This is a genomic window from Psychrobacillus sp. Z3-81, from assembly GCF_056620325.1.
The window spans coordinates 13,101-36,892 of sequence record NZ_JBWQPU010000020.1 but is presented as its reverse complement, the minus strand read 5'-3'; the positions used below and the strand labels follow the sequence as shown (position 1 = coordinate 36,892).

24 protein-coding genes, 2 tRNA genes and 1 pseudogene are annotated in these 23,792 nt (G+C 38.6%); 24 read left to right on the top strand and 3 right to left on the bottom strand.

Annotated features, from left to right (window positions below):
* Positions 1 to 77: 77 nt before the first annotated feature.
* From rnmV to yabQ, 20 genes and pseudogenes are all read left to right on the top strand, one after another.
* On the top strand, positions 78 to 641 hold the full coding sequence (gene rnmV / locus AC1ECF_RS16365; RefSeq protein WP_480390497.1) for a ribonuclease M5: 564 nt from the start codon (positions 78 to 80) through the stop codon (positions 639 to 641).
* On the top strand, positions 641 to 1,522 hold the full coding sequence (rsmA, locus tag AC1ECF_RS16360; protein ID WP_480390496.1) for a 16S rRNA (adenine(1518)-N(6)/adenine(1519)-N(6))-dimethyltransferase RsmA: 882 nt from the start codon (positions 641 to 643) through the stop codon (positions 1,520 to 1,522). Before rnmV ends, rsmA begins: the two co-directional genes overlap by 1 nt.
* A gap of 154 nt (positions 1,523 to 1,676) precedes the next feature.
* Positions 1,677 to 1,940 (top strand): biofilm formation stimulator Veg, encoded by a 264-nt coding sequence (gene veg / locus AC1ECF_RS16355; protein ID WP_480390495.1) that lies wholly within the window; start codon positions 1,677 to 1,679, stop codon positions 1,938 to 1,940.
* Between the two features lie 112 nt (positions 1,941 to 2,052).
* Positions 2,053 to 2,232 (top strand): small, acid-soluble spore protein, alpha/beta type, encoded by a 180-nt coding sequence (locus AC1ECF_RS16350; RefSeq protein WP_480390494.1) that lies wholly within the window; start codon positions 2,053 to 2,055, stop codon positions 2,230 to 2,232.
* 276 nt (positions 2,233 to 2,508) lie between these two features.
* The gene (ispE, locus tag AC1ECF_RS16345; RefSeq protein ID WP_480390493.1) at positions 2,509 to 3,375 is read left to right on the top strand and encodes a 4-(cytidine 5'-diphospho)-2-C-methyl-D-erythritol kinase; all 867 of its coding nucleotides are present in this window, start codon (positions 2,509 to 2,511) and stop codon (positions 3,373 to 3,375) included.
* A gap of 57 nt (positions 3,376 to 3,432) precedes the next feature.
* Positions 3,433 to 4,284, top strand: coding sequence for a pur operon repressor (gene purR / locus AC1ECF_RS16340; protein ID WP_480390492.1), 852 nt, complete (start codon positions 3,433 to 3,435; stop codon positions 4,282 to 4,284).
* Entirely contained in the window at positions 4,262 to 4,633 is a 372-nt protein-coding gene (locus AC1ECF_RS16335; RefSeq protein WP_480390491.1) for a RidA family protein, read from the top strand. The genes purR and AC1ECF_RS16335 overlap by 23 nt, the downstream gene beginning before the upstream one ends.
* A gap of 322 nt (positions 4,634 to 4,955) precedes the next feature.
* Positions 4,956 to 5,243, top strand: coding sequence for a septation regulator SpoVG (spoVG, locus tag AC1ECF_RS16330; RefSeq protein ID WP_480390490.1), 288 nt, complete (start codon positions 4,956 to 4,958; stop codon positions 5,241 to 5,243).
* A gap of 367 nt (positions 5,244 to 5,610) precedes the next feature.
* Positions 5,611 to 6,981, top strand: coding sequence for a bifunctional UDP-N-acetylglucosamine diphosphorylase/glucosamine-1-phosphate N-acetyltransferase GlmU (glmU, locus tag AC1ECF_RS16325; protein ID WP_480390489.1), 1,371 nt, complete (start codon positions 5,611 to 5,613; stop codon positions 6,979 to 6,981).
* A 28-nt stretch (positions 6,982 to 7,009) separates the two neighbouring features.
* Entirely contained in the window at positions 7,010 to 7,969 is a 960-nt protein-coding gene (locus AC1ECF_RS16320; RefSeq protein ID WP_480390488.1) for a ribose-phosphate diphosphokinase, read from the top strand.
* Between the two features lie 73 nt (positions 7,970 to 8,042).
* Positions 8,043 to 8,645 carry a 50S ribosomal protein L25/general stress protein Ctc gene (locus AC1ECF_RS16315; protein WP_480390487.1) on the top strand — a complete coding sequence of 201 codons (603 nt, stop codon included), beginning with the start codon at positions 8,043 to 8,045 and terminating at the stop codon, positions 8,643 to 8,645.
* A 133-nt stretch (positions 8,646 to 8,778) separates the two neighbouring features.
* Positions 8,779 to 9,342, top strand: a complete 564-nt coding sequence (gene pth, locus AC1ECF_RS16310) for an aminoacyl-tRNA hydrolase (protein ID WP_480390486.1) — start codon at positions 8,779 to 8,781, stop codon at positions 9,340 to 9,342.
* Between the two features lie 45 nt (positions 9,343 to 9,387).
* Positions 9,388 to 9,618 (top strand): anti-sigma-F factor Fin, encoded by a 231-nt coding sequence (locus tag AC1ECF_RS16305; RefSeq protein WP_480390485.1) that lies wholly within the window; start codon positions 9,388 to 9,390, stop codon positions 9,616 to 9,618.
* A gap of 79 nt (positions 9,619 to 9,697) precedes the next feature.
* Positions 9,698 to 13,225, top strand: a complete 3,528-nt coding sequence (mfd, locus tag AC1ECF_RS16300) for a transcription-repair coupling factor (protein WP_480390484.1) — start codon at positions 9,698 to 9,700, stop codon at positions 13,223 to 13,225.
* Positions 13,226 to 13,313: 88 nt separating this feature from the next.
* The gene (gene spoVT, locus AC1ECF_RS16295; RefSeq protein WP_480390483.1) at positions 13,314 to 13,850 is read left to right on the top strand and encodes a stage V sporulation protein T; all 537 of its coding nucleotides are present in this window, start codon (positions 13,314 to 13,316) and stop codon (positions 13,848 to 13,850) included.
* A gap of 229 nt (positions 13,851 to 14,079) precedes the next feature.
* On the top strand, positions 14,080 to 15,690 hold the full coding sequence (locus AC1ECF_RS16290) for a putative polysaccharide biosynthesis protein (protein ID WP_480390482.1): 1,611 nt from the start codon (positions 14,080 to 14,082) through the stop codon (positions 15,688 to 15,690).
* Between the two features lie 13 nt (positions 15,691 to 15,703).
* Complete coding sequence (gene yabN / locus AC1ECF_RS16285; protein WP_480390481.1) at positions 15,704 to 17,164, top strand: bifunctional methyltransferase/pyrophosphohydrolase YabN; 1,461 nt, start codon at positions 15,704 to 15,706, stop codon at positions 17,162 to 17,164.
* Between the two features lie 4 nt (positions 17,165 to 17,168).
* Positions 17,169 to 17,459, top strand: a complete 291-nt coding sequence (locus AC1ECF_RS16280) for an RNA-binding S4 domain-containing protein (RefSeq protein WP_480390480.1) — start codon at positions 17,169 to 17,171, stop codon at positions 17,457 to 17,459.
* Between the two features lie 113 nt (positions 17,460 to 17,572).
* Positions 17,573 to 17,875: a sporulation protein YabP gene (yabP, locus tag AC1ECF_RS16275; RefSeq protein WP_480390479.1), complete on the top strand. Its 303-nt coding sequence runs from the start codon at positions 17,573 to 17,575 to the stop codon at positions 17,873 to 17,875.
* A pseudogene (gene yabQ, locus AC1ECF_RS16270) lies at positions 17,872 to 18,135 on the top strand (spore cortex biosynthesis protein YabQ); the annotation flags it as partial. The gene yabP and the pseudogene yabQ, both read left to right, overlap by 4 nt.
* Positions 18,136 to 18,187: 52 nt before the next feature.
* Here the strand turns inward: yabQ and AC1ECF_RS16265 are convergent.
* Entirely contained in the window at positions 18,188 to 18,319 is a 132-nt protein-coding gene (locus AC1ECF_RS16265) for a hypothetical protein (protein ID WP_480390512.1), read from the bottom strand.
* A 70-nt stretch (positions 18,320 to 18,389) separates the two neighbouring features.
* Between AC1ECF_RS16265 and AC1ECF_RS16260 the strand changes: the two genes are divergently transcribed.
* The 3 genes from AC1ECF_RS16260 to AC1ECF_RS16250 all read left to right on the top strand — a co-directional run bounded on the left by AC1ECF_RS16260 (position 18,390) and on the right by AC1ECF_RS16250 (position 19,919).
* Complete coding sequence (locus tag AC1ECF_RS16260) at positions 18,390 to 18,785, top strand: FtsB family cell division protein (RefSeq protein WP_480390478.1); 396 nt, start codon at positions 18,390 to 18,392, stop codon at positions 18,783 to 18,785.
* A gap of 127 nt (positions 18,786 to 18,912) precedes the next feature.
* Complete coding sequence (locus tag AC1ECF_RS16255; protein WP_480390477.1) at positions 18,913 to 19,344, top strand: S1 domain-containing RNA-binding protein; 432 nt, start codon at positions 18,913 to 18,915, stop codon at positions 19,342 to 19,344.
* Between the two features lie 122 nt (positions 19,345 to 19,466).
* Positions 19,467 to 19,919: a DinB family protein gene (locus AC1ECF_RS16250; protein WP_480390476.1), complete on the top strand. Its 453-nt coding sequence runs from the start codon at positions 19,467 to 19,469 to the stop codon at positions 19,917 to 19,919.
* A 1,054-nt stretch (positions 19,920 to 20,973) separates the two neighbouring features.
* On the opposite strand, the gene AC1ECF_RS16245 is transcribed toward AC1ECF_RS16250, so the two are convergent.
* Together AC1ECF_RS16245 and AC1ECF_RS16240 are read right to left on the bottom strand one after the other, a co-directional pair.
* A tRNA-Glu gene (locus tag AC1ECF_RS16245) sits at positions 20,974 to 21,045 on the bottom strand.
* Positions 21,046 to 21,055: 10 nt separating this feature from the next.
* Positions 21,056 to 21,129, bottom strand: a tRNA-Met gene (locus AC1ECF_RS16240).
* Positions 21,130 to 21,399: 270 nt separating this feature from the next.
* Between AC1ECF_RS16240 and AC1ECF_RS16235 the strand changes: the two genes are divergently transcribed.
* Positions 21,400 to 23,745, top strand: coding sequence for a SpoIIE family protein phosphatase (locus AC1ECF_RS16235; protein WP_480390511.1), 2,346 nt, complete (start codon positions 21,400 to 21,402; stop codon positions 23,743 to 23,745).
* Positions 23,746 to 23,792 lie beyond the last annotated feature (47 nt).

Below are 23,792 nucleotides of genomic sequence, written 5' to 3'. Positions count from 1 at the left end.
TGCTTCCCTTTCGTTGTAAGGGGAAGCTTTTTTGCGTTATGATAATGGATATAGAGATCAAGAAAAGAGGAAGCTTTTTGCGAATAAAGGAGATTATTGTCGTTGAGGGTAAAGATGACACGACAGCAATTAAAAGAGCTGTTGAAGCAGATACTATTGAAACAAATGGGTCAGCTATTTCTAAAGAAACCCTTATAAAAATTCAACATGCCCAAGAAAAAAGAGGTGTCATCGTCTTTACAGATCCAGACTATCCAGGGAGAAGAATTAGAGCGATCATTGAGGAACAGGTACCAGGGGTGAAACATGCTTTCTTATCAAAGGATAAAACGATTGCTAAAAATGGTAAGGGTCTAGGTATTGAGCATGCGAAAGATGAGGACATCAGACAGGCACTGCAAGATGTCTACACACCAAAGCTTGACCATGACATACAGGAGCCAATTCCATTAAGTATGTTGATAGAAGCGACACTTATCGGGCATCCTGATTCCAAGGGAAGAAGAACGAGACTTGGGGAAATACTAAAGATTGGTTATACAAATGGAAAACAGCTACAGAAGCGCTTGTCTATATTTCAAATTTCCAAAGAACAATTGGAACAGGCGATTTTGCAACTGAACTCGGAGGAAAATAAATAATGACACAAAAAGATATCGCGACCCCAGTTAGAACACAGGAAATCTTAAAAAAATATGGTTTTTCCTTTAAGAAGAGCTTAGGACAAAACTTTTTAATAGACCCGAACATCTTGCGGAATATTGTGAGTCACGCAGAGCTGACGAAGGATTCTGCTGCTATTGAGGTAGGGCCGGGAATAGGAGCTTTAACCGAGCATTTAGCAAGGGCTGCTGGGAAAGTTATCTCCTTTGAAATCGACCAACGTCTCTTGCCGGTTTTGGAGGACACACTTTCTCCGTATGATAATGTAGAAATTATTCATTCGGATATATTAGAGGCTAATATTCAAGAAATTTGGAAAGAAAAGCTCTCAGACTTTCAGGATGTAATGGTAGTAGCGAATTTACCTTATTATGTTACTACGCCCATTCTACTAAAGCTGTTAATGGAACGCTTGCCCTTACGCGGGATGGTTGTAATGATGCAAAAAGAAGTAGCAGATAGAATTACTGCCAAGCCAGGAACAAAAGCTTATGGATCTTTATCAATAGCTATTCAGTATTACATGATGGCGGAAGTGGCAATGACGGTTCCAAAGACAGTCTTTATGCCACCTCCAAATGTAGATTCTGCAGTTATAAAGCTAACTCGTCACGAGAAGCCGCCGGTTAAGGTACTAGATGAAGATTTCTTTTTCCAGGTATCAAGAGGATCATTTATTCAAAGAAGAAAAACCATTATTAATAATTTGCAAGCCTCCTTACCGAATGGGAAGGAGAAGAAAGATCTAATTATTCAAGCCCTTCATAATGTAGACATTGAACCTACTAGAAGAGGTGAAACTTTAACGATTGAAGAGTTTGGCAAACTTGCAGATGAATTGTACCCTCACTTTCATTAAGAATACTTGTTACAATATCAGTAATATTAATAAATAAAAATAATGCTATTGATAAATAAATATATTGACAAGCATAGTGAATCGTTGTTAAAATATTTTGTTTGACAATAAATAAAAAATGCTGTATCATAGTATTCAGTGAGGTGTAAGCGAAATGCCAAAAACTTTAGCTGATATTAAAAAGTCATTAGATCACCATTTAGGCAAACGTTTGCAATTAAAAGCAAACGGAGGACGTAAGAAAACGATTGAACGAGCTGGTGTGCTAAGAGAAACATATCATGCCGTCTTCGTGGTTGACCTGGATCAAGATGAGAATTCTTTTGAACGAGTATCTTATAGTTATGCAGACATTTTGACAGAAGCAGTAGAAATCACTATATTTGATGAAGCAAATAATTTAATTGTAGTAAAGTAATTTGAACTTTTTATAGTTTTTTTTGAGTGCTCCCTTTCTTTTTAAGAAGGGGAGTTTTTTTGTTTATATTGCTCATACTAATAATGCTAGTTGTTAAGGGAGGCTTCACCACATGGCTAGAAAAGGGATAATGTCTAAGGAATTAAAGGAAGAGATAGCGAAAGATCTCGGATTTTATGATGTAGTCAAAACCGAAGGCTGGGGCGGAATTAAAGCCCGTGATGCAGGAAACATGGTAAAGCGTGCGATTGAAATGGCTGAACAAAATGTGAACAACCAAAATAAATCATAGTGTTTTTCTTGTATTCGAGAAGTTTATAATCTACAACTAGCAGGAAAAGGGGTGTCTCATAAGAAAACTTATGGGACACCCTTTCCTATTTGGACAGACATCTACTGGTGTATATCATGGCTTCTTTAATGGCAACACACCATATCTCTTTGTAAAGAGGAAGCACGAAAGGTCTTTCTAAATAATCCCCTTTCTTTTATTTTCCAATCCTTTTCTCAAATAGAAGGGACTATGGTAAAATAGGTTTCACCATACGTATAAAAAGGAGCAGATGGGATGTACTTTGTAAAAGCACCTGCTAAAATTAATTTAACACTCGATGTATTACATAAACGACCAGACGGTTATCATGAAGTGGAGATGATCATGACTACAGTTGATCTGGCCGACCGAATTGGATTAGAAACAAGGGAAGATGGAGCAATACATATATTGTCTTTGGATCGCTTTGTCCCAAATGATCAACGGAATCTTGCATATCAAGCTGCTAAAATCCTAAAGGATATGTTTAAAGTAAAACAAGGGGTTTCTATTAGCATTGAGAAAAATATTCCTGTTGCAGCTGGATTGGCCGGTGGCAGCAGTGATGCTGCAGCCACTTTAAAGGGTCTAAACAAGCTGTGGAACTTAGGACTAAGCCTGGACGAGCTTGCCCAAATCGGTACGAAAATTGGCTCAGATGTAGCATTTTGTGTATATGGGGGAACAGCTCTTGCGACTGGGCGAGGAGAAAAGATTCAAGAGCTGCCGAGTCCAGCAAATTGTTGGGTTATACTCGCTAAACCTACGCTTGGAGTGTCGACTGCTGACGTGTATGGTAATTTAAAAATTGATAAAATAACTCATCCACCAACTGAACAAATGATCAAGGCGATTGAGGAAAAGGATTTTAAGCTAATGTGTTCCTCGCTAGGAAACGTGCTAGAGGATGTAACGTTAAAATTGCACCCAGAGGTTGCTGTGTTAAAGGATCAAATGAAAAAGTTTGGCGCCGATGCTGTACTGATGAGTGGAAGTGGACCAACTGTTTTTGGATTAGTTAATCACGAATCGAGAGTTCAGCGTGTTTATAACGGCTTACGTGGCTTCTGTAACGAGGTTTACGCAGTCAGATTGGTCGGAGAACGCCCATCACTTGCCTAAACACGTATATTTATGATAAGTTTTCATTAAAATATTCGTAAATAGAGGTGATGTAAGATGAAATGGAAGAGAAGCGAGCGGTTGGTGGACATGACCCAATATCTGATGGAAAATCCACATAAGTTAATTCCTTTGCCTTTTTTCTCTACGCTATATGATTCAGCAAAATCCTCTATAAGTGAAGACTTAGCAATCGTGAAGGAAACATTCGAAGCAAGAGGAAGTGGCATGCTAGTAACAGTCCCGGGAGCTGCAGGGGGCGTAAAGTTTATTCCAACTATGTCAGATGAGGAAATAAGGAAAGTTGCAAAGGAATTAATGAACCAGCTTTCTAATTCAGATCGACTTCTGCCAGGTGGTTATCTTTATCTCACTGATTTATTGGGAAATCCATCTTTGATGAACAGAGTAGGAAAGGTTTTTGCTACTGCTTTTGCTGATGCTAAAATTGATGCCATTATGACGGTTGCCACAAAGGGAATACCTATCGCTCATGCAATTGCAAAGCATTTGAATGTTCCAGTTGTCGTGGTTCGGCGTGACAGTAAGGTGACAGAAGGACCTACTGTTAGTATTAATTATGTATCAGGCTCGGCACGTCGTATACAAACAATGGTCTTATCAAAACGTAGTATGGAAAAAGGGCAACGAGTATTAATTACGGATGATTTTATGAAAGTAGGCGGCACCATTAATGGTATGAAGAGCCTACTGGAAGAATTCAATTGTGAACTTGGCGGTATAGCTGTCTTAGTAGAAGCGCAGCATGAGGGAGAACATCTTATTCAAGACTATTTATCACTTGTAAAGCTTCATGAGGTAAATGAAAAAGATAACACAATCGCACTATCAGAAGGAAACTACTTTAAGAAGGGTGGAAATAAGAGTGAAAGAGATTTCAACAAATAAGGCACCTGCTGCAATTGGTCCCTATGTGCAAGGAATGATCGTCAATAATATGGTGTACACGTCTGGACAAATTCCTTTAACTCCAGAAGGACAGGTAGTAGAAGGATCTATCACAGAGCAAACTGCCCAAGTATTTGCAAATCTAGAAGCAGTACTAGAAGAGGCAGGTTCCTCCTTAGAGAAAGTGGTAAAGACACTTGTTTTCTTGAAAGATATGAATGATTTTGTTGAATTTAATGAAGCTTACGAGAAACACTTTAAAGGACATAAGCCGGCTCGTTCTGCAGTAGAGGTAGCCCGTCTACCAAAGGACGTCAAGGTAGAGATTGAAGTAATCGCCACCATTTAAAATATGGATAGAATTTGGTGAAACGAGAATGAAAAATGAAATAGCACTTACGTTTTTATTTATCTATAAAATCGTAGGTGCTATTTTATTTGGGTTTCTTTTAAAGATTTCGTTTTAAAAATAGTCGGCTGTAGAGTGACATTTAACTGCTTATTTAGTAAAAATTAAAATATTTTTTAAAAAAGTATTGCAAAGATAAAAATATTACTTATATACTATGTTATAATATTGAAAATATTCTTAACAATAAGAAGGACTTTTTATTTTTTTGTAGAATGATAAATAAATGATAAAAACAGCAGGATAAAAGGAGTGGAATTAAGTGGAAGTAACCGATGTGAGACTGCGAAAAGTAATAACTGATGGGCGCATGAGAGCTATCGCTTCCATTACCTTGGATGATGAATTTGTTGTTCATGATATAAGAGTAATCGAAGGAAATGATGGCTTGTTTGTGGCCATGCCAAGTAAGCGTACTCCAGAAGGAGAATTTCGCGATATAGCTCACCCAATAAATGTGAGTACTCGTGCTAAAATTCAAGAAGCAGTGTTGTACGCATATAATTTATGCGAAGATGTGGAAGAAAAGGTGCATGAAGCAACGGTATAATTACCATGTTTATATTGATTAACTATTAGCCTTTCTGAAGAGTACTTATAACTTCGAAGTCTTTTCACCATACGTAGAAAGGCAGTTCCTACTAGGAGCTGCCCTTTTTAAATATCCGAGATTAAGATAACTGTTTACCTCTCCTCTATCTTTTCCCTTTATTTTGAACCGTTTACATTAAAAAACCGGCCTCTTCTCTTCTCTTCTATTTTAAATTATTCTAAAAACTCAGATTAAAAATTATACATTTAAAAGTTATATATATTACTTGTTTTGTCATGTATTTGTCAAGAGATATTTCCTTGAAAAATAGCTTCATTTCCGATATAGTCAAAAGAGGAAATCAGCCACTGGAGGGAAAATATAAATGACAAATACTTATGCTGTTGTTTTGGCAGCCGGTAAAGGCACTCGAATGAAGTCAAACCTATATAAAGTATTACATCCTGTTTGTGGTAAGCCTATGGTTGAACATGTTATCGGAAACATGGAAAAAGTAGGGGTTGAAAAGATTGTTACAATTGTAGGGCATGGAGCTGAAAAAGTCCAAAGTGAATTGGGCGCTAGAAGCGAATATGCATTACAGGAGGAACAGCTTGGAACAGCGCATGCAGTCTTACAGGCTAAGGACGTGCTAGAAGGTCTTCCTGGAACGACGATTGTTGTTTGTGGGGATACTCCGCTAATTACTGCAGAAACTCTTCAAGAGCTATTAGAGCACCATCATTCCACAAAGGCGAAGGCTACCATTCTTACTGGCATCGCAGAAGATCCTACAGGCTATGGAAGGATCATACGTAATGAAGAAGGAAATGTGAAATATATTGTAGAACAGAAGGATGCTTCCTTAGAAGAACAAAAAGTAAAGGAAATTAACTCTGGTACTTATTGTTTTGATAACGAAGTTTTATTTAAAGCGTTAAAATTAGTAAAGAATGAAAATTCTCAAGGTGAATATTACTTGCCCGATGTTATTGAGATTATACAGCAAGAGGGAGATATAATTTCTGCTTATGCAGCTAAGAACTTTGATGAAACGCTGGGTGTTAATGATAGAGTAGCGTTATCACAAGCTGAGAAAATTATGCGTGAAAGAATCGCACATTATCACATGCGTGAAGGTGTCACAATTATAGACCCACAAAGTACATATATCAGTAGCGATGCTGTCATAGGGTCCGACACCGTTATTCAGCCTGGTGTAATAATCGAAGGAAAAACTACTATTGGACAAAATTGTCATATTGGTCCAAACAGTCACATTGTTTCTAGCGTGATTGGTAATGGGTCTATTATTCACTCTTCTGTGATTCTTTCCAGTGAAATTGGAGAGGCTACTTCTGTTGGTCCATTTGCACATATAAGACCTGATTCAGAAGTTGGAAATAAGGTGAAAATCGGAAACTTTGTAGAAGTAAAAAAAGCCACTATAGGAGATGGAAGCAAGATTTCTCATTTAAGTTATATGGGCGATGCTTCTATAGGCTCTAATGTAAATATCGGCTGCGGAACAATTACCGTGAATTATGATGGGAAAAATAAATTTAAAACTACGATTGAGGACGATGTGTTTGTAGGTTGTAACTCTAATCTAGTAGCGCCTGTCACATTGGGAGCGGGTGCATATGTCGCAGCTGGAACTACCGTTACAAAAGATGTTCCGGGAGATGCGCTTGCCATTGGTCGCGCAAGACAAGAAAACAAAGATGGATATGTGAAAAAACTTAAACTAAAATAAGCAACCATTCAGGAGGATCAATCAAACCATGACTCACCGATATAATAACTCAAAGTTAAAAATATTTACGTTGAACTCGAACAAGAAATTAGCGGAAGAGATCGCAAAAGAAGTTGGAGTTCCACTAGGGAAAAGTACAGTTACCAGATTTAGCGATGGAGAAGTACAAATTAATATCGAAGAGAGTATCCGTGGGTGCGATGTGTTCATCGTGCAATCAACTTCTGGTCCTGTGAATGAGCATATTATGGAGTTATTAATCATGCTGGATGCGGTGAAACGTGCATCAGCAAGAACTGTTAGCGTAGTTATTCCTTATTATGGTTACGCACGACAAGATAGAAAAGCACGTGCTCGTGAACCAATCACTGCTAAGCTAGTAGCAAATCTCCTAACAACTGCAGGAGCTACTAGAGCAATCGTATTAGATTTACATGCACCACAAATTCAAGGTTTCTTTGATATCCCTATCGATCATTTAGTAGCAGTGCCGATTCTTTCAGATTATTTCTTAACAAAGAATTTCGATCCTTCCGAAGTGGTAGTAGTATCTCCTGATCATGGTGGTGTTACACGTGCTCGTAAAATGGCAGACAGACTGAAAACCCCAATTGCAATTATTGACAAACGCCGCCCAAGACCAAATGTGGCAGAGGTTATGAATATTGTTGGGAATGTAGAAGGAAAAACTGCCATCCTAATTGATGATATTATCGACACTGCAGGCACAATCTCTATTGCTGCTAATGCATTAATGGAAAGCGGTGCGAAAGAGGTCTATGCTTGTTGTACACATCCTGTATTATCAGGCCCAGCAATCGATCGAATTGATAGCTCTGTGATTAAAGAATTAGTAATAACTAACTCAATCGATTTAGCGGATGATAAAAGGTCTCCAAAAATCAAAGAGCTTTCAGTAGCAAAACTATTAGGTGACGCAATCGTTCGTGTGTTTGAAGAGAAATCTGTCAGCACGTTATTTGATTAATTGCTAAATGTTTGAGAATCCCCCCTCAGGGTATTATTTGGATATAGATATACCAGGTGGGAGGATGAATACAATGGGTACATTAATTAAGGCACAACGCAGAAAGAATAAAGAAAATACGATATTACGTAATAGTGGTTTCATTCCAGCAGTAGTGTATGGTTTTAAAACAGATTCTCAATCTATTGCAATAGATGAGAAAGATTTAGCGAAGACGCTTCGTGAAATTGGGAAAAATGGTGTTATGCGTCTTGATCTTGACGGTAAGGAGATCAATGTTATCTTAAATGATTACCAAATGAACATCCTACAAGGTAAAATGATTCATGTTGACTTTTTAGCAATCAATATGAAGGATGAGTTGGAGGTCAGTGTGCCTGTAACTGTTACAGGGGCGTCTGAAGGTGTTTCACAAGGTGGTTTATTGCAGCAGCCAAACCGTGAAATTACCATTGTAACAAAGCCTTCTAACATTCCTGAGGCGATAGAGGTAGATGTTACAGGTCTAGCAATTGGAGATACTTTAATGGTAGGCGATATCCGTAAAAAAGTTAAATATCCAATTGTACAAGATGATGAATTTACGTTATTTACTGTTTTAGCACCAAAGCTGGACACTGAACCTGAAGAGGTAGAGGATACATCGGAAGTTCAGGAAAATGAGACTACAGATTAATTAAAAAAGAGATTGCCGATTGGCAGTCTCTTTTTTAACTCATACATATGCTTGATGGCTACTTTCCGATGAGATATTAAAAGTCCTATGTGCTAAAATGAAGAAAATATAGAATCAAAGGAATGGAATAAAGATGAAAATACTTGTAGGGCTTGGAAATCCGGGAAGCCAGTATGAAGCGACGAGACATAATGTCGGCTTCCATGTGATTGATGAGCTTTCTAAAAGATTAAACTTACCTTTAAATCAGTCGAAGTTTAAAGGTGTCTATGGAATAACTCATGTCGGCACGGAAAAGATAATGTTACTAAAGCCATTGACTTATATGAACCTGTCAGGCGAATGTATCGTCCCAATGATGGATTACTTTAATGTGGAGGATGATCAAATAGTCGTTATTTACGATGACTTAGATTTACAGGCAGGCAAGCTACGTTTGAGACAAAAAGGAAGTGCTGGAGGTCATAATGGAATAAAATCTATTATTCAGCACCTTGGAAGCCAAGAGTTTAATCGAATCCGCATTGGGATAGATCGCCCTAAAAATGGCATGAAGGTGCCGGACTATGTATTGTCCAAATTCACAGCTGATGAACTTCCGGAAATAGAAAATGCAGTGAAAAATAGTGCGGATGCATGCGAAGAATGGTTGTCGAAGCCATTTTTAGAAGTGATGAATAAATATAATGGTGCATAAATGGTAGGGAATATGCCTATACTTCTTTTAAAAGGGGGTATAGGTATGCCAATTCGTTACAAATGCCGTCACTGTGAAACAGAAGTTGGTCAATTACCTTTTGACTCAATTGACCAGGAGTTTCTAAATAAACACGAAATTAAACCTGAAGAACAACATATTTATATAGAAAACGAAGAAGAAGGGAATTTTGTGGTGAGATGCATCTGTGAGGAATGTCAGCATTCTCTTCAAAAGTTTCCTAATTACTATGCTTTGAAAAAATGGATACAGTAATTGCTTTGACACATGGGGTGTACAAAGCATTTTTCTGTTTAAGCTTATTAGCTTTTGTAATGATTAAAGGTGGGTTGAAATGGAACTTCTAAGTAAATTATTAATCGAAGATATACAATTGCAGAATCTAGTGAAAGATTTAGAGAAAGGGAACGACCAGCAGCTTGTAACAGGTCTTTCTGGGAGTGCAAGAGCAGTTTTTACTAAGCTGTTACATGGCTCGTTAAAAAAGTCTGTATTAATTATTACACCTAATCTCCTTCATGCCCAAAAACTAACAGAGGATTTAATCAAGCTTTTAGGTGAAGATTTAGTCAGACTATATCCTGCTGATGAGCTGATTTCAACAGATATATCTGTTGCCAGTCCTGAGTTGCGTGCTCAACGATTAGAGACGATTGATCATATGTTATCAAACTCTACAGGTGTATATGTAGTACCTGTAGCTGGGTTAAAAAAGCATATACCTGGAGTAGAAGAATGGAAGAGAAACAGGATTTCTATTTCGGAAGGTGAAGAAATTGTTGTTGATCATCTAGTTCAAAGTTTAGTAGATATAGGATATGTTCGACAGCCTATGGTTACAACACCCGGAGAATTTGCTATGCGTGGCGGAATCATAGATATTTATCCACTATATCTAGAGGATCCAATTCGGATAGAGCTGTTTGATACTGAAGTGGACTCCATCCGAACTTTTTCTGCGGAAGATCAACGTTCCTTAAAAAAGCTGAAAGAAATAAGAATCCTCCCTGCGACTGAGTATGTCTTCACAAGAGAAAAGAAGATTCTGTTGGCAGAAAGACTAGAGGATGCTCTAGCAGATAGCTTAAAAAAGGTGAAGCTTCCAGAAATAAAGGAAAAATTCTATCAAAATATTCAGCAGGATATTGAGGAGCTAAAACAAGGTGAGACGCCAAAAGAGGCATTGAAATACGTCTCCCTTTTAGATGGAAATAGCTTTTTAGGTGACTACTTTGCGAAAAATGGAATCGTATTATTTGATGAGTTGGGTAGAGTTCAGGAAGTAGCAGAAACATTAGAAAGGCAAGAAAATGATTGGTTTTTAGCATTACTTGAAGAGGGGAAAACAGTTCATAAAGTAAAGCCTTCCTTTACTATGAAGGAAATTTTACAAAAAATAGCTCAGTCTAAGGTGTACTTATCTTTATTTTCAAGAACGTTTGGTGGTATATCCATTAAGAAAAACATAGGTTTTTCATGTAAACCAATGCAAAATTTCCATGGCCAAATGCATTTGTTAAAAAATGAAACAGAGCGTTTTATGCAAGGGAAATTTCGAGTGGTCATACTAGCAGATAGCAGTGAACGAGTACAAAAAGTGCATGAAGTATTAGAGGATTATGAAATAGTTTCGCAGATTGGAGCTAATTCAAGTGATTTAACACGTCCGGGTATCTTTATTATAGAGGGAGATTTAGAGGCAGGTTTTGAGCTTCCTTTACAAAAAATAGCTGTTATCACAGACTCGGAATTGTTTAAACAGAAGCATAAGAAAAAAGCTCGCGCTCAAAAGGTTACAAATGCAGAAAGAATAAAAAGCTATTCAGAGATTAAGCCAGGGGACAATGTTGTACATATTCACCATGGTATCGGTAAATATATTGGTATAGAAACACTACTGGTAAATGGCGTGCATAAAGACTACCTGCATATTCGATACCGCGGAGATGATAAATTATTTGTTCCTGTAGATCAAATTGATCTTATCCAAAAATATGTTCCTTCAGGTGAAAAAGATCCGAAGCTCCATAAACTAGGGGGCACAGACTGGAAGAAAACAAAATCGAAGGTATCAGCTGCTGTCCAAGACATAGCAGATGAATTGCTAAAGCTTTATGCAAAGCGAGAGGCAGAAGTTGGATATGCGTTCGAACCAGATGGAGAAATGCAAAGAACCTTTGAGGCAGCTTTTCCGTATGAGGAAACAGAGGACCAGCTACGGACAATTCAAGAGGTTAAACGTGATATGGAAAGAGCGCGTCCAATGGATCGCTTGGTATGTGGGGATGTTGGATACGGTAAGACAGAAGTCGCAATAAGAGCTGCCTTTAAAGCGGTAATGGAAGGGAAGCAGGTTGCTTTTCTCTGCCCAACTACCATTCTTGCTCAGCAGCATTACGAGACAATGATTGAGAGGTTTCAGGACTTTCCTATCGAGGTTGGCTTGCTAAGTCGATTCCGTACGAAAAAACAGCAGGCAGAAACAATTAACGGGCTAAAAAAGGGTATGGTTGATGTAGTGGTCGGAACACATCGCATTCTTTCGAAGGATGTGGAGTACCATGATTTAGGGTTACTGATAGTCGATGAAGAGCAGCGATTTGGTGTAAAGCATAAGGAAAAAATCAAGCAGTTAAAAACAAATGTTGATGTGTTAACGCTTACCGCCACTCCTATTCCTAGAACACTGCATATGTCCATGATTGGTGTGAGAGACCTTTCTGTAATTGAAACGCCACCAAAAAATCGTTTTCCTGTACAGACTTATGTAATGGAATATAACGGAGTACTTGTCCGAGAAGCTATTGAAAGGGAATTAGCTAGAGGAGGACAGGCATTTTACCTTTATAACCGTGTAGAGGATATAACTCGTAAGGTAGATGAAATTCAAGCACTTGTTCCTACTGCCAGAGTTGGCTATGCACATGGTCAAATGTCAGAAACCGAGCTAGAATCCGTCATTATTAGCTTTTTAGAAGGAGAGTATGACGTTTTAGTCACCACAACTATTATTGAAACAGGCATAGACATACCGAATGTTAATACGCTGATCGTCCATGACGCAGATAAAATGGGATTATCTCAGCTTTATCAGTTGAGAGGGCGTGTTGGCCGTTCAAACCGAGTGGCTTACGCATATCTTCTTCATCAAAGAGACAAGGTGCTTACGGATGTGGCAGAGAAACGTTTACAGGCGGTCAAAGAATTCACCGAGCTGGGCTCTGGATTTAAAATCGCGATGAGGGACTTGTCCATCCGTGGAGCAGGAAATTTGTTAGGTTCTCAGCAACATGGATTTATAGATTCGGTAGGATTCGATTTATATACTCAGATGTTAGAAGAAGCAATAGAGGAACGTCGTACTGGTGTCAAAAAGGAAGAGGCTGAAGAAATAGAAATTTCACTTAGTACAGAGGCCTATATTTCCGATGAATATATACCAGACGGTTATCAAAAAATCCAAATGTACAAACGAATTAAAGCGATGGAAAAAGAAGAAGAATATTTAGAAATAGTAGATGAGCTTCAGGATCGTTTTGGAGATATACCGCTTCCGGCAGAAAGATTACTCCGTATTGCTCGTATGAAGGTATGGGGAAAAGAAGTCGAGGTAGAATCTATTAAGGAGAATAACAAGAAGGTTTCTATTAGGATTAGTAAAGAAGGTACCAAGCAAATAGACGGAGCGATGCTAGTCGAGGAAACCATGAAATTTGGTCGAGCGGTAGGATTTCATATGGACCAAGCCAACCTTATTGTTACCATTGACGGTAGAAAAACAGATAGAAATGAACCCTTTGATGTGTTAGAAGAAGTGATGAAAATCCTGCCTAAAACAAAAAAGATAGAAGAAGTAAAATAGCGCTTTGCATATTATTTGGTAATGTGATGCATACTATGGCAGAAATAAACTTTTATTTCCATTCTGTCGAAAGAGAGGCACACATTACATGAAAGCAACAGGAATTGTACGTCGTATTGATGATTTAGGTAGAGTAGTTATTCCAAAAGAAATTCGTCGAACTCTTCGTATTCGTGAAGGAGATCCACTGGAAATTTTCACTGACAGAGAGGGAGAGGTAATTCTCAAGAAATACTCCCCGATTAATGAACTTGGAGATTTTGCAAAGGAATATGCAGAAACGTTATACGAGACCCTAGGTACTCCAGTATTAATTAGTGACAGAGATGAAATGATTGCTGCAGCTGGACTTTCCAAAAAGGATTATTTAAAACGTCGAATTAGTCCAGAAGTAGAGGAAATCATAACGGGCCGTAACGTCATTGTAGAAAAGCATGAGAACTCTGTAGAATGGATACCTGGGGTAACGGAAACTGTGAAGTCCTATTGTATTGCTCCTATTATTGCTGCCGGAGATCCTATTGGTGCTATTTTAATCTTCTCTAAAGTGCATTTTATTGGCGAAGCTGAATTAAAGGCTATAGAAACTGCGGCTAACTTTTTAGCAAAACAAATGGAAAATTAATCATCACATTTCAATTAAAGCTTATTTTCCATAGCCTTCCTCTTTCGTTGAGGAAGGTTTTTTGTATTTCCGCTTTCCGGTCCCTCGAGTCAAATGTGGCACGACTGCGGTGGCTGGAGAACAGCCTCCTCGCCGTACCCCATTTGCTGGTCGTGGCAGACATAGGCGCTTACGCTTTTCTTGTATTGATGTATAATAATGCTATTGATGGAGAAGAAGGGGTAATACTATGAGTAGTGAATGGAATATGAAGTCCTACATGAAGGGAGCTGCGCTTCTAACAATAGCGGCTATTATCGTAAAACTGCTGAGTGCGGTTTACAGGGTTCCCTTTCAAAACTTGGTTGGTGATGAAGGTTTCTATATCTATCAACAGGTGTATCCCTTCATTGCGATTATTACGACTTGGACTTCATATGGTTTTGCAGTAGCTTTATCGAAAATTCTCTCTGATTATGCTGCTGTAGGGAAAGAAAATGCTTTAGATCAAGTAAAGAAAATAGCATTTTTCTATATAGGATTCATTTCCCTCGTTTTCTTTTTTATTTTATATTTCGGAGCAGAATTTATTGCGGATGCAATGGGAGATCGTCAGCTAGCGCAATTATTACATTCGGGCTCATTCGTCATTTTATTAATGCCTTTTTTAGCTGTACTGAAGGGAAGCTTTCAGGCAGAGGGTCAGATGGCACCGGTTGCATATGCCCAGATAATTGAGCAGGCTGTACGGGTCTCTGTCATTTTAATTGGTGCCTGGATTGTTGTATCCACTAGCTTTGATTTGTATAAAGCAGGGAGTACTGCTATGTATGGGGCTGTTGTAGGAGAACTAGCTGGTATTTTATTTTTAGCTGTGCTCTATTGGAAGGTCATGAATCGGAAGAAATATAAATCTTCCTCGAGGCTTGTTGATAAATGGCGGGTTGTGAAAGAGTTAACTGCCATCAGTATTAGCGCAAGTATAAGCTCTATGCTCTTTCTGTTGCTACAGCTTGTCGATTCTTTTACTGTCTTTCAGCTTTTATTGGACAGTGGGGTAGAGAAGCTTGCAGCGATGGAAATCAAGGGAATTTACGACCGAGGACAGCCATTGGTACAGCTTGGTATTGTGATAGCTTCCACTCTATCTTTAGCAATCGTTCCTTTGGTTGCTCATCGAATGAATAGCAACAAGGGAAGGAGCGCTGTTCCTTTTATGCAGTTAACTTACCGAGTGGCATGCACATTTGGTGTGGCAGCAGCTCTTGGTTTGATTGTAGTAATGCCTTTTGTAAACGAAATGCTGTTCCAAACAAAGGCGGAGTCTGTTACTTTAATGGTATTTTCCATCCAAATTATTTGGATGTCCTTTATTTTAACCCTTATGGCGATGCTACAGGGAAGTGGAATAGTAAAACTCCCAACCTTTTTGCTGTTAATGGGTGTGATTTTAAAATGGATCGGCAATATTACACTGGTGCCTAGCTATGGAATACTCGGAGCTGCTATTTCTGGTAACATAAGCTTAGTTGTTGTGTTTTTATTAATGCTTCTTTATGTGAAAAAAAGCTGGAAGATGACATTTGCACCAATAAAGTTTTATCTTGGAATACTTATATCCTCGCTTGCCATGGTAGTCGTAGTGGTTGGGTATACAAATTTAGCTGAATCTCTTCTATTCGCTTGGCTAGAAGGCCGTATGCAATCGGTTCTCATCTCACTGACGGCGGTGTTTCTTGGAGCGGTAACCTTTTTATATGTGCTAGCAAAGAGAAGAGTGATTGCAGAAAAAGAGTGGTACCTGCTTCCATTTGGGAAAAGAATGGCAGCGATTCAATTATGGTTAAATAAACAAAAATAAGGTTGTGAAGCTTATGAACAAAATAGTAGTGATTGGATTGGGAGCAAGTGATCTAGAGCAGCTTCCACTAGGGATATATAAAAAGCTTCTGCAAGCAGAAAATTTATATGTTCGAACGGAGCAGCATCCTGTTCTTCAAGAACTGAAGGCTGAAGGAGTAACATGGAAGAGCTTCGATACTCTATATGAAAAAAACGACCGTTTTGAAGATGTCTATTCGGCGATTGTGGAGGAGTTATTACAGCTATCCAATGAAAATACAATTATCTATGCCGTACCTGGTCACCCTTTAGTAGCGGAACAGACAGTACAGCTATTGATAGAGGCAGAAAAGGATGGAAGAGTGCAGCTTGAAATCGAAGGTGGGCAAAGCTTTTTAGACCCTATCTTTAATGCGTTGCGCATCGATCCTATCGAAGGTTTTCAATTACTAGATGGAACTAGTCTTCATCGTGACGACTTACATATGAATGCCCATTTGTTAATAGGACAAGTATACGATTCCTTTAGTGCATCAGAGGTAAAGCTCACACTGATGGAAAAATATCCAGATGATTATGAGGTCACCTTAGTGACAGCTGCTGGTTCCACCCAGGAAAAGCTGCAGAAGGTGCCATTATATGAAATAGATCGGGTCATGACTCTAGATAATTTAACCACCTTGTATGTACCTCCAGTAAAGGAAATGGAAAATCGAATAAAGGAGTGGCAAACTTTTCGAGAGATTATTGCTACTTTAAGAGGGCCAGACGGTTGTCCATGGGATAAGGAGCAAACTCATAGCTCCTTAAAGAAATATGCTATAGAAGAAGTATATGAGCTACTCCAGGCGATTGATGAAGAAGATGATGATCACCTTGTCGAAGAACTAGGAGACGTATTGCTGCAGGTATTTTTGCATGCTCAAATAGGGGAAGACGAGGGTTACTTTAGTATGGAGGACGTCTTGGCCTCCGTTGCTGAAAAGATGATTAGAAGGCATCCACATGTCTTTGGAGATGTGAAGGTTGAAAATACAGAGGATGTGTCACGTAATTGGCAGGAGATTAAGGAGAACGAGCAAAGTGTCAGTAGCGACTCTATATTGGATGGAGATTGGAGAGCAGACTCCTCCTTGTTAACTTCCTTTAATTATCAAAAGCGTGCAGCAAAATTTGGATTTGATTGGCCAGAGGTTTCAGAGGCTTGGAAGAAGTTTGAGGAAGAGCTAGCTGAATGGAAGGAAGAGTTAAAAGGAGGATCGAAAGAGACGCAAACCGATGAATTAGGAGACGTCCTCTTCACGATTGTGAATCTTGCAAGATTCTATGGTCTGTCGCCAGAGCTAGCAATGATGCAGGCAAATAATAAATTTAAAAGAAGGTTCCAATATATTGAGAAAAGAGTAGCAGAAGGTAGGGGAGAATTTTCTCTTTATAGCCTAGAGGAGCTCGATGAGTTTTGGAACGAAGCAAAAAAGTTAGAGAGGCTGTGAGACGATGAGATTAGATAAGTTTTTAAAGGTATCTAGGTTAATTAAGCGAAGAACGTTAGCAAAGGAAGTAGCAGATCAAGGAAGAGTGACGATCAATGGGAAAGTAGCTAAGGCAAGCTCAACGGTGAAACCAGGAGACGAGCTTTCTATCCGGTTTGGGCAAAAGGTTGTAACGGCGCAGGTTAATGAAGTAAAAGAGAATGCGAAGAAAGAAGATGCGGCTAAGATGTTTACTATCTTGAAAGAAGAGCGCCTTGAAAAAATAGAGCCTGAGTTTATTGACGATGAAGACTAAAGCATATATTCTCTTCTCTCTAAAATAAAAGTTAAGAAAAAAAGCATGAGATTTAGTCATGCTTTCTTTTTTTTATGCATAGAATCTATTAGGACAAGGAGAGGAGAGAGGATATGCAATATCAAGCAGAAAATCAAACAATCACAATTCCAACGGGGGACCACTTAATTTCGCTAAGAAATCGAAAGAGAATGGACCTAACATCTGTCAAAGCAATTGAAAGATTTGATCAACAAGAATTTTTCGTTCGCACATCTCAAGGCACCCTTCATATTAAAGGGGAAGATTTGAAGATTGTCCATCTGGATGTAGACAAAGGTCTACTGACATTAGAAGGTATCGTCCAGGCAATACAATACGCAGATGAGCAAAGCATAGACGGTGCTAGAGGATTACTTCATAAGTTATTCGGATGACGCTTTCCTTACAGTTTTTTAGTTTGTTACTAATGATGATTAGTGGAGTCATCGTAGGAGCCATCATAGAGGGATTGCGTTTTGTTATGCATAGTGCGCCAAGACGCTCCTTCTTTTATAAATATCGTATCTACATCGAGATAGTAGCCTGGATCGTCCTTGGTCTGGGAACCTTTTATATTCTTTACACAGTTAGAGATGGTATTTGGCGAATATATGATCCGCTTGCCCAATTGCTAGGAATTCTCTTATATGAACAAGTATTTCAGCCCGTTTTTCGCTTTGCTGGACGAGTTTGTTTACGCTTCATAATTAGGCCTTTATGGATTCTATTAAAGCTACTAACTGGGTTAGTTCTAAAATTTGTACAACTTCTTTTAAAATTTCTGCGGTTTTTACTGTCACCAATTGTTTATATTTATAAAAATACATTGCATTTGGCACTACAGAATTTCCTAAAAAAACGATATAATAAGAAAAGTAGAATTCCTAAAGTAGAATAGGAGAGTGAGACATGAGGCAGGAGCGATATAAAGCACCAACTGAACAACATATTACATCTATTAATACAGACTACGTGCGTTCTGTCCAACGTCGTGAAACTCAAAATAAGTCTCGTAAAATAAGACTTATTAGACGCCTAGTTGCTTTTAGTATTTTTTCTATGCTGCTTATAGGTTTCCTAGTGTCTGCACTGGTAAACAGCAAGCAAACTTTAGCAGAAAAGCAACTACAAAAGGAAGAAGTTGCAGTGGAGCTTGAAAGAGTTCAAGAAGAGCAGGAAATGCTTAAAATGCAAATTTCCAAGCTTAATGATGATGAATACATTGGAAAACTTCTTAGAAAAGAATATTTTCTATCCGAAGAGGGAGAAATCATCTTTTCCTTACCTGAGGATAGTGACAAATAATGAAAAATTTGTAGTCAAAAAGAGTGTCTTGTTGACACTCTTTTTTTGTTAGCTATAATAAAAGATAAGAATGTGTATACTACTCGTTCTAAGAGTCGCTTAAATTTTAAGGAGGAGCATTTTTTTTATGTCAATTGAAGTAGGCAGCAAGGTACAAGGTAAAGTAACAGGAATCACTAACTTTGGAGCATTCGTCGAGCTACCAGGAGGCTCAACAGGTCTTGTTCACATTAGTGAAGTTGCAGATAACTATGTGAAGGATATTAATGATCATTTAAAAGTTGGCGATATGGTCGAAGTGAAAGTGATGAATGTTGAAGCGGATGGCAAAATCGGCTTATCTATTCGTAAAGCAAAGCCACAAGCAGAGAGACCGGAGAGACCAGAACGTCCACAGCGTCCACGCAACAACAACCGCCCGAACGACCGTGATCGTCCGAGCAAAGAGAATTTTGAGCAAAAAATGGCGAAGTTCCTAAAGGATAGTGAAGATCGTTTGTCTACGTTAAAGCGTGCAACAGAATCTAAGCGCGGCGGACGTGGCGCAAAAAGAGGATAATACGCTGTCTGTTTTATCGGTAGAAAAAATGTTTAATAGATGAAGAACTAGAGGTGCACAGCTTAGCTGGGCACCTCTTTTTATAACTAAAAGAATTTATTTTCAAAACTGGGGGTAGGGGATTGAGAAAAGTAGAGATTTTAAGGGAGCATCAACGTTACGTGGAATGGCTAGATTCTTTGCAAAGTTATTCGGAAGAGGAAGGAAGAAAACCTTACAGGGAGGGTAAATGGTCACCAAAGGAAATAATTATGCATTTAGCAGAATGGGATCGTTTTACGCTAGAGAATCGATTACCAAGAATGAAGGAGGGAGAAATACATGAAAGGTATCCTGATTTCCAAGAGTTTAATGCAAAGGCCGCTGCCTCAGCGAATAAACAAACATTTAAAGAAACCATTGCTCATGCAAAAGAGCAACGCACTAAGATTATGGAGCAACTACAAAAAATAGATGAAACGGAATGGGAAAAAATCTTTTACATCGGAGAACGCCCTATGTCTATCCGTCAGTATTTCACAGATTTTATCGAGCATGACTTACACCATAAGGTTCAGATTTCAGGTTATCTGTAAATGAGGAGTCTGAGAGGCTGGAATAAAGCCTATTCCTAAATTCTATAATGAGAAGTTTTCGGCCGAATTGCTAATGCCTATCAGGCTTATGATAAGCATGAAAGAATGAAAAAAATCATTCAATTAGTAGAGAAGAACTTAGAGCCGTATCGTGGAAGATTGTTTGAAGGCTTGTCGTTAATAAAGAGGAGAAAAAAGAATATGAGGCTGGACAAATCGAATGAGTTTATTTTACGATCAAATAATTAGAGGATTGGGAATGGAAAGATTATGTCCTTTTTAAAATTTCTTGACCAAAATTTATTTTTAATAGGTAATTTTATTGGTTCGAAGCAGCGTCGGCGACTCCTGTGGGAGCAGGTGGTAGGAGAGCCAGCACAACCGCACGCGTAAGCGTTGGGTGCTGGCTTGTTACGCCCCCACGGAAAGCGTCCGACGCAGCGGAGAACCTAAATCTCAAAAATTAAGAAAGTACGTATTATTCTAATTGTATAATGAATCACACGTGCTTCCACAGTCTACTCTGTAAGCGTACTTGCAATAAAATTCCTTCTGCTCGACAGGTATTTCCATTAAAATCATCTAACATTCAGTTACAAAATACTGTTTCATGCGGATATCTTCCATTGACCAAGGAATTGGTCCCTTCGACAATAAACCCTCAGCTTTTTTTGAATGTCCTTAAGAATTCTTTCATCTTTTAAAATTACTCCTTCAAAAAACATTCTAGAGAGGGTGGACTTTGTTCGATGCCAGTCCGAAGCGAAGAAACTCTTATAGAATGCTAGATTATACATTTCAATCAGCCAATTTTAAATGTGAAGAGATTCCCTATAGGCATAGGGAATAGATGAATCAAAGATAAAGATATCGAAATCTAACGTAGAATTAGATTTGCCTCTTACGACACTAACAGCCAGAAGCACAGCCTGACATAATGGAAAATGACGTTTAACAAATTGGAACGCTGCTGTATGAGCTTCAGACCTTTGCAGTTATTCCTTTAAAAATAGATAAAAAAATAGCAGCTACAAAGTAGCTGCTATTTGTAAGATGACCCCTACGGGATTCGAACCCGTGTTACCGCCGTGAAAGGGCGGTGTCTTAACCGCTTGACCAAGGGGCCGTATATATAATGGCGGCAGAGGGGATCGAACCCCCGACCTTACGGGTATGAACCGTACGCTCTAGCCAGCTGAGCTACGCCGCCGTTCTCTTAACAACAAATATCATATTACAAGCGATTGGACAAAGTGTCAATACTTTTTTTAAAACTAAATAGTTCGACTTTTGAAGGGGTAAATAGTTCCCCCTCGACTTGTTTAGAGAAAAATTATTAGAACCTTACAAAGCCCTTTTTTTCTAGCCAATCTAGTCGAAAAGTTTTTAAGGAGGAATATCAGGAAGTGACATTCTTCTCGTAATAGCGAAGGTATACTTCGAACAAGAGTTGAATAGGAGGTATACCCAATTGAAAACAATGTATGAACAGGAACAAAAAAAGTTTTATTTCTGGCGCAGCTTCATAGAAGGGATAAAAGCAAGGAAGATCACGCTGTTGTTTACCGTAATATTCTTTTTATTAACATTCTTTGGAGCACAGGTGGTTTTGTTTGAGGCAACAGTTCCCTTTTTCTTACCCATTTGGGCACTTGTTCATCTTAGATTCCCACGCTATATCCCTTGGACAATAGCTGGGGCTGTACTAGGAAGCTTAACGTTAGGCATAGGACAACTTACTATACATGCACTACAAGCACTCCTTTTTAAGTTTCAAGGGAAAAGGATTATAAGAAAAATACCGGTTCCGTTATTTGTTTTCTTGGATATTATACTTGTTCAGCTGATCTGGCAGCTTATCTCCTATGGGGGTGAGGTACCAGTATCCATCTGGCTATCCATTGGATATGAGGGGATACTAAGCCTATTTATGACGCTGTTTTTGTTTCAGCTCTTTCTGCCTTTACCAGAGCTTCTTCACCGTAAGTGGACAAACGAAAGAATGGGAGCAGCTTTACTAATCGGAGCACTAATACTAACAGGGATGTCATCATTAATAGTTGGTTATGTATCGATTCCATTAATCATTGCACATCTCGTTATCGTAATAGCAGCAGCTGTAGGAGGAGCTCAGTTGTCTACAGTGGTAGCAGTCCTAGCAGGTAGTATTTTAAGTATTTCAACGCTCAGCTTTAGCGGCATGATTGCTGTATACGCGGTAACAGGGTTTTTCGCTGGCCTGCACAGGAGATTCGGACGGCTATGGCAGGCTTTTAGCATGCTTGGCATCACCTTTTTCTTTATTTTATATGATCAAACCTTGCCTCTAGATAGTGTTTATATAGGGTCTCTTGTAGCGGCCTCTTTACTTTTCTTTATGATACCGTCCCAGTGGATTAGCGATTTAAAGAACCATTTATATCCTGACGCAACTCATGTTCTTTTACGGAGACAAAAATGGATGACAGAGAAGGTACACCATCAATTACAAGAGTTTCAGTATTTTGTTGATTTTATCACTGGTTTTATTACACAAAAATTCGAGAAAAAAGGGGGGACCTTAGAACAGCCAGAACTTTTACATGTCTGTCAGTCATGCTTTCATTATGAAAAATGCTGGGGGGAAAAATCTAATGGAATTCCAAACCTAATAAAACAGTGGGAGGAGCAGCCGAATAAGACAAGGATCCATTTAGAAATTAAACTTCAAAATAAATGTGTGAAGCCAAGTGTGATTATACAGGAGCTTAAAGAAAGAGAGGCTAAGAAACAGCTGCAGCTGGAGATGCAGCATGGTAAGAAAATGTTTGCTTTAAAACTGAGAGATATGGGACAGCATATGAGTGAGCTGATGAACAATTTAGAAAGTGGGGTTTCTCTATATACATCTCATGAAGAAGAACTAAAACAAAAGCTTCAGCAGTGCAATGTCGATTTTTTTCAGATAGATGTGCTAAGTATTGAAAAAGGACAAATGGAAATTGTATGCTGCCTACCTGTAGAGGCACGAGGAAAGATGTTAGGAGAAAGAATGATTCTTCCTATTCTTTATGAATTGTGGAAGGAGCCATTTGAAATTATTTCGGAAAGAGAGTTGCAGCAACCTTACAATCATATACAAATGACCTTTAAGTCATCTGTTCGTTTTCAAGTAACACATGATGTTTATACATCCTCTAGCAGAAATACAATCTATTCAGGAGATGCTCATGCTGTTTTTCAATTGCATCCAGGTTTACTAGCAGTTATTTTATCTGACGGAATGGGTAATAATATAGAGGCACATAGAGAAAGTAGAAGAGTCATGCAGTTTATGCGTGAATGCTTAAACAAAAAAATGGATCCAGAAACAACGATGCATACGCTACATTACATGATGAGTCTACAGGATGAAACGGATAGCTATGCAACAGTAGATTTAGCCTTAATTGATTTGCAAAAGGGAGAGCTTTGGTCTTGGAAGGCCGGCAGTATGTCTACGTATTTGATAAGAGGGAAGGATATGCGTAAAATTGAAAGCAAGCATGTCCCATTTGGATTTTTACCAACCATTTCTATAGAGGCAAGAAAAGTAGATATAAAGGATGGAGATATTTTACTTATGCTTTCGGATGGCGTGTTTTCTTCTAAAACAACAATTGAAAAACAGGAGCAATATTACCGAAAAATATTGCAAGACCCAACCATTAATGCAGAGCGATTTGTGAAGATTTTAGAAGAAACCTATTCGTTGCCGGGTGATGACCGGACTGTTATTTTTATGCAAGTGAAACACGCTGTTCCTGAATGGTCTATATTTTCACCAAGAGAGGCGGCTAGATACTAAGAAAAATGCTACAATAATCTAAAGGATGTTGAAAGAGAGAGGGTGAG

What these genes read in the sequence shown, in the direction of transcription:
- rsmA (WP_480390496.1), top strand. Translation starts at nt 641, where the DNA reads ATGACACAAAAAGATATCGCGACCCCAGTTAGAACACAGGAAATCTTA.
- veg (WP_480390495.1), top strand. Translation starts at nt 1,677, where the DNA reads ATGCCAAAAACTTTAGCTGATATTAAAAAGTCATTAGATCACCATTTA.
- AC1ECF_RS16350 (WP_480390494.1), top strand. Translation starts at nt 2,053, where the DNA reads ATGGCTAGAAAAGGGATAATGTCTAAGGAATTAAAGGAAGAGATAGCG.
- ispE (WP_480390493.1), top strand. Translation starts at nt 2,509, where the DNA reads ATGTACTTTGTAAAAGCACCTGCTAAAATTAATTTAACACTCGATGTA.
- purR (WP_480390492.1), top strand. Translation starts at nt 3,433, where the DNA reads ATGAAATGGAAGAGAAGCGAGCGGTTGGTGGACATGACCCAATATCTG.
- glmU (WP_480390489.1), top strand. Translation starts at nt 5,611, where the DNA reads ATGACAAATACTTATGCTGTTGTTTTGGCAGCCGGTAAAGGCACTCGA.
- AC1ECF_RS16320 (WP_480390488.1), top strand. Translation starts at nt 7,010, where the DNA reads ATGACTCACCGATATAATAACTCAAAGTTAAAAATATTTACGTTGAAC.
- AC1ECF_RS16315 (WP_480390487.1), top strand. Translation starts at nt 8,043, where the DNA reads ATGGGTACATTAATTAAGGCACAACGCAGAAAGAATAAAGAAAATACG.
- pth (WP_480390486.1), top strand. Translation starts at nt 8,779, where the DNA reads ATGAAAATACTTGTAGGGCTTGGAAATCCGGGAAGCCAGTATGAAGCG.
- AC1ECF_RS16305 (WP_480390485.1), top strand. Translation starts at nt 9,388, where the DNA reads ATGCCAATTCGTTACAAATGCCGTCACTGTGAAACAGAAGTTGGTCAA.
- mfd (WP_480390484.1), top strand. Translation starts at nt 9,698, where the DNA reads ATGGAACTTCTAAGTAAATTATTAATCGAAGATATACAATTGCAGAAT.
- spoVT (WP_480390483.1), top strand. Translation starts at nt 13,314, where the DNA reads ATGAAAGCAACAGGAATTGTACGTCGTATTGATGATTTAGGTAGAGTA.
- AC1ECF_RS16290 (WP_480390482.1), top strand. Translation starts at nt 14,080, where the DNA reads ATGAGTAGTGAATGGAATATGAAGTCCTACATGAAGGGAGCTGCGCTT.
- yabN (WP_480390481.1), top strand. Translation starts at nt 15,704, where the DNA reads ATGAACAAAATAGTAGTGATTGGATTGGGAGCAAGTGATCTAGAGCAG.
- AC1ECF_RS16280 (WP_480390480.1), top strand. Translation starts at nt 17,169, where the DNA reads ATGAGATTAGATAAGTTTTTAAAGGTATCTAGGTTAATTAAGCGAAGA.
- yabP (WP_480390479.1), top strand. Translation starts at nt 17,573, where the DNA reads ATGCAATATCAAGCAGAAAATCAAACAATCACAATTCCAACGGGGGAC.
- AC1ECF_RS16260 (WP_480390478.1), top strand. Translation starts at nt 18,390, where the DNA reads ATGAGGCAGGAGCGATATAAAGCACCAACTGAACAACATATTACATCT.
- AC1ECF_RS16255 (WP_480390477.1), top strand. Translation starts at nt 18,913, where the DNA reads ATGTCAATTGAAGTAGGCAGCAAGGTACAAGGTAAAGTAACAGGAATC.
- AC1ECF_RS16235 (WP_480390511.1), top strand. Translation starts at nt 21,400, where the DNA reads ATGTATGAACAGGAACAAAAAAAGTTTTATTTCTGGCGCAGCTTCATA.